This is a genomic window from Pseudomonas sp. JV245A, assembly GCF_032424515.1.
Lineage (GTDB): Bacteria > Pseudomonadota > Gammaproteobacteria > Pseudomonadales > Pseudomonadaceae > Aquipseudomonas > Aquipseudomonas protegens.
Map to the genome: position 1 here is coordinate 1 of NZ_VYKE01000274.1, position 3,716 is coordinate 3,716.

The following is a 3,716-nucleotide window of genomic DNA, read 5'->3' on the forward strand; positions in this document are numbered from 1 at the left end:
ACCGGGTAGCCCTGTGGCGGCGGCGCCTGCAACGGCTTGCCGATCCACAGTTGGTAGTGCCGCTGGCCGTCGGCGGAATCCAGTTGCAGGCTAGTGAAGCGGTAGGGCAGGTCCTGGCGTTGCAGCAGGCTGCGGTCCATGGGCTGGTCCGGGGCGGGGGCGGCCAGGGCCGCTCCAGCAAGGCCCCAGGCCAGGGCCAGGGGCAGGAAAAAAGTTCTCATCAGGCGTTCTCGGCAGGCTCTTGGTGATGGCTCTTGGTAATGGCTCAGAACGAAGCGGTCAGGCTGGTGTACAGGGTGCGCCCGGGTTCGTTGTAGGTGGCGGCGCCGGCCCCGGCGATGTTGTTCACGCCCTGGGCATTGCCTTCACGGAACAGGCGTTTGTCGAACAGGTTGTCGACCCCGGCGGTCAGGCTCAGGTTGCGGGTCAGGGCGTAGGTGCCGCTGACTCCGGCAATGGCGTACGGCGCCAGTTGCTGGGTGGCGCTGCCGGTGACGCGGTCGCCGTGGTAGTCGTATTTCTTCGGTGTCTGCTGGCCGTACCAGGCCACGGTCGCCTGCAGCGACAGGTCCTGGGTGGCCTGCCAGTCGAGCATCGAGTTGAGGGTGTAGCGCGGGGTCACCGAGAGGTAGTCGCCGGTTTCCTTGTTCTTCGATTGCAGCATGTAGGTGAAGTTGTTGTTCCAGGTCAGCTGGCTGGCCAACGGAATGGTCAGGGTGCCTTCCAGGCCTTCCACCAGGGCCTTGGGCACGTTTTCCCATTGGTAGATCGCCGAGTTGCGGTAAGCGCCGCTGCCGCCGCTGGCACGGCTCACCGGCGCCAGGCCGGATTCCACCTTGTTCTTGTAGTCGTTGCGGAAGTAGGTCAGGCCGGCCACCCAGCCGTCGGCCTTGTATTCCAGGCCCAGTTCCTTGTTGACGCTGGTTTCCGCCTTGAGCTTGTCGTTGCCCTGCAGGTAGCAGCTGGTGCTCTGGCCGTAGCAACCCTGGCCGCGGCTGTAGAGCAGGTAGTCGGAGTTCAGCTGGTACAGGTTCGGCGCTTTGTAGGCGCGGGCGATGCCGGCCTTGAGGGTCAGGGTGTCGCTCAGGGCGTGGGACAGGTTGAGCGATGGGCTCCAGTTGTCGCCGACGATGCTGTGGTGGTCCAAACGCAGGCCGGGGGTGAGCATGGTGCCCGGCTGCAGTTCGATGTTGTCTTCGGCGAACAGCGAGAAGATCTGCGCGCTGGACTGGGTGCTGCGGTTGCTTGAGCTCAGGCCGCCCACGGCGCCGCCTTCGCTGGTGCTCTGGGTGTTGGCGCTGGGGTCGTCGAGCTTTTGCTGGGACCATTCGCTGCCCAGGGTCAGGGTCTGCTCGAAGCCGGCGTGCAGCGGCAGGTTGACCTCGCCATGGGCGGTCAGGTCGCGCAGCACCGCGGTGTAGAACTCGCTGTTGCTGAAGATGCCTTCGGTGCCGCCGGCCAGGCCTTCGTTGATCCGCGTGTTGCGGGTCTTTTCGTATTGCAGGTAGGCCATGGAACTGCCGAAGTCCCATTCGCCACGATGGGTCACCGAATAGGTCTCGCGGTAGCTGCGGTTGGTCTCGTGGCCCAGCAGGTTTTTCACCGTGCTGTTGCTGTTGGTGTTCTGGGTATCGCCGGTGTAGATGTTGCCCTGGCGGCTGAAGCCGGCTTCGAAGTCCAGGCTCTGGTCCGGGGTCAGGTGCCAGCTCAAGAGGCCGTTGAGGTCCTTGTTGCGTACCCCTTCGCGGCCAGCGGGCAGGGTGCCGACCTGGTTGCCGGTGCGCAGGGATTCATGGCCGGCGTTGATGTCGGCGTCGTCGGAATCGGTCTTGGCCACGTTGCCGTAGACCCGGTAGCTCAAGCTGTCGGTCAGCGGGCCGTTGAGGCCGAAGCTCATGCGTTGGGTGGCGCCTTCGTCCTTGTGGGTCGGGAACGAGCTGTAGATCGTCGCGTTGCCGTGGGTCTGGCTGCCGGCCTGCTTGGTGATGATGTTGATCACCCCGCCAGCGGCGCCGTTGCCGTAGCGGGCCGCCGCCGGGCCGCGGATCACTTCGATGCGTTCGACCTGGTCGGCCGGTACCCAGTTGGTGTCGCCGCGGCTGTCGCGCTCTCCGCGCCAGCCGTAGCGCACCGAGTTGCGGCTGCCCACCGGCTTGCCGTCCACCAGGATCAGGGTGTTTTCCGGGCCCATGCCGCGGATGTCGATCTGCCGGTTGTTGCCGCGCTGGCCGCTGGTGGAGTTACCGGTGAGGTTGACCCCGGGCATGGTGCGGATGATCTGCGACAGGTCGTTGGCCGGCGGGCGCTTCTGGATGTCCTCGGCGGTGATCACCGAGACCCCCGGTGCCTGCTTGGTTTCTTCCTTGGCGGTGGCGATGACGCTCTGGGGTTCCAGCTCCAGGACCGGCTGGGTCGAGCCTTCATTGGCAGCCTGCACGGCCTGACTGAGCAGGCAGCAGGTGGACAGCAGGAAAGGGGCGAAAGGACGCATCGAGCGCATGGACATCGGTGATCTCCGGACAGAGGCAGAAACAGAAGATCACGAATGATAATGACTGCTATTTGCGAGTAAAGCGCATTAACTTTCTAAACACTTCCAGGTCGGTACGAGGTTCTGTCAGGGAGCCGGGCGCGCTTGTGCCGGGCCTAGGCGGCGGGCAGCAGCAGGTGCATGCACAGCCCGGGGTGGCCGTTGCTGGCCCAGATCCGCCCCTGGTGCAGCTCCACGGCGCGCCGGGCGATGGCCAGGCCCAGGCCGAAGCCGTCGCCCTGGGCCGAGTCCAGGCGCTGGTAGGGCTGGAAGATGCGTTGCAGGTCCTGTTCGGCGACCCCTGGTCCCTGGTCTTCCAGGCACAGGTGCCAATAGGCGCCTTCGCGCCAGCCGCGCAGGCTCACCCGGCCGCCGGCGGGGGAGTAGCGGATCGCGTTGCGCAGCAGGTTCTCCAGGGCCTGGGCGATGCTGTCCAGGTGCACCTGGACCCGGCACTCGGCGTCCAGCAGGCAGGGCAGGCGCTCGGCGTCCCAGGCGCTTTCGAAGCAGGCGTCCTGGCGCAGGGCTTCCCAGATCGACAGCACCTGCACCGCTTCGGTAGGCAGTTGCGGGCGCTCGGTGTCGAGCCAGGCCAGGTCCAGGGTGTCTTCCAGCAGGCGCTGCATGTCGGCGATTTCCCGGTCCAGGCGCTGGCGCAACTGCTCCGGCGGCAACCGGCTGTCATGGGCGATGCGCAACCGCGCCAGGGGCGTGCGCAGCTCATGGGACAGCGTGCGCAGCAGCAGGCGCTGCTGGGCCAGGCTCTGGCGCAGGCGCTCGGCCATGTGCTCGAAGGCCAGGGCCAGTTCCCCCAGTTCGTCGTGGCGGTTCACCAGGGGCGTGCCCAGGCCCTGGCTTTCCAGGTCGTCGGCGCGCAAGGCATCGGCGCGGTCGCGCAGGCGGTTCAACGGCAGCACCAGGTGGCGGTAGAGCAACAGGCCGAGCAGGGCGGCCAGCAGGGTCGGCACCACGCCATGGCTGAGCAGGTGGGTCCAGGGCGTCAGGCCGCTGGGCAGCAGGCGTTCGGGTAGTTGCAGCACCAGCCGGCCTTGCTCCGGGTGCTCGGGGAATTCGATGCTGACGTAGGGCAACTCGTCCTGCAGGCGCCGGCTCATGGGCCAGTCGAGCTTGCGCATGAAGGTCAGGTGGCTGGCTTCCTCGGCGGTCAGCGGCGTGCTGCCCAGGC

General features: G+C 66.6%; 2 protein-coding genes and 1 pseudogene. All 3 read right to left on the bottom strand.

Annotation, left to right across the window (positions count from 1 at the left end):
• A pseudogene (locus F6S12_RS30350) lies at positions 1–221 on the bottom strand (alpha/beta hydrolase); the annotation flags it as partial.
• A gap of 44 nt (positions 222–265) precedes the next feature.
• Positions 266–2,500 carry a TonB-dependent siderophore receptor gene (locus tag F6S12_RS30355; protein ID WP_409999874.1) on the bottom strand — a complete coding sequence of 745 codons (2,235 nt, stop codon included), beginning with the start codon at positions 2,498–2,500 and terminating at the stop codon, positions 266–268.
• 146 nt (positions 2,501–2,646) lie between these two features.
• A partial coding sequence (locus F6S12_RS30360) for a HAMP domain-containing sensor histidine kinase (RefSeq protein WP_315869734.1) occupies positions 2,647–3,716 on the bottom strand: 1,070 nt, incomplete at its 5' end.

Bases quoted from the DNA above. Each gene is read 5' to 3' on its own strand.
- F6S12_RS30355 (WP_409999874.1), bottom strand. From the start codon at position 2,500: ATGCGCTCGATGCGTCCTTTCGCCCCTTTCCTGCTGTCCACCTGCTGC.